The 644-nt window shown below is 75.5% G+C and carries 1 protein-coding gene; it reads left to right on the top strand.

From position 1 onward, the window contains the following. Positions 1-510: hypothetical protein (locus ACK4SE_RS14060; protein WP_409693968.1), on the top strand; the 510-nt coding region annotated here is incomplete at its 5' end. Between the last annotated feature and the right edge of the window lie 134 nt (positions 511-644).

The raw sequence follows: 644 nt of genomic DNA, 5'->3' as shown, positions 1-644 counted from the left end.
TTTGCCACGCCCGTCCGTGACGCGTGGCGGGAGCACTGCGTGTGCGCCTGCGTGGTCGGTCACGTGCGTCACGCCGTGAGCAGCGCGGCGGGCGGCGGGGCGCAGCCGCTGTCTGGCCCCACGCTGCTGGCGGCCGCGCGCTCAGAGGCGGTGCAGCGCAACGCGGCGGTGGCGGCGGCGTTTTCGGGGATGTCGGGGGTGTCAATGCCGACAGCGACAGCGACTGCGGCGGCGGCGGCGGCGGCGGCGGCAACGGCAGCGGCGGCGGCAGCAGCGGCGGCAGCGGCGGCAGCGACAGCAGCCTTTGAAGGCGGCGGTGGCGGCGGCGGTGGCGACGGCGGTGGCGGCGGCGGCGGCGGTGGCGGTGGCGGTGGCGGCAGCGCACCACTCGGGACGCACGCCACCGTCGCAGTCCCTGCGGCCGCGCCCAATGCTCCTCGCAGCAGCGGGCGCAAGCCGAGGCAGACGCGCTCCGGCGGCGCGCCTGCCAAGCGGCGCCGGCGCCAGTGATGCGACAACTGTGGTGTGGGCTGCTGCTGCAACAATGCTGACTGTGACCTAACGGTGCAAGCCTTCCAGCACGGTGCCGCACGCACGCGCACGCACGCACGTACACACACCCGCGCGCTCTCTCACACTCGCAC

Origin of the sequence: Brevundimonas sp. (assembly GCF_046293315.1) — a bacterium.
GTDB lineage: Bacteria > Pseudomonadota > Alphaproteobacteria > Caulobacterales > Caulobacteraceae > Brevundimonas.
Note: the sequence above shows the minus strand (reverse complement) of the source record. Positions and strands in the feature narration are given on the sequence as shown.